We start from the raw sequence: 213 nt of genomic DNA on the forward strand, positions 1-213 counted from the left end.
AGAGGTCCTGTTTGCTGGTCTTGCGTGCATCAAGCATCGTGGTGACCAGCACCCGGTGATGCAGCCTGGACTCGCGCACCATCAGCTCATCGGGGAAGGCCTGGTACTGCTCATGCGTCATCCAGTCAGGACGCTGCCGGGGTTTGGGCCACGTCACAATGTGATCGCGCGTGCCCAGGGACCGGCCTCGCCGAAAGTCGGTGCGGCGTGCCC

Annotated in this window: 1 pseudogene; it reads right to left on the bottom strand. The window is 64.3% G+C overall.

The window, feature by feature from the left end:
- A pseudogene (locus tag F6X37_RS38235) lies at nucleotides 1–213 on the bottom strand (IS4 family transposase); the annotation flags it as partial.

Source organism: Paraburkholderia sp. 31.1 (assembly GCF_014397645.1).
GTDB classification, from domain to species: Bacteria; Pseudomonadota; Gammaproteobacteria; order Burkholderiales; family Burkholderiaceae; genus Paraburkholderia; species Paraburkholderia tuberum.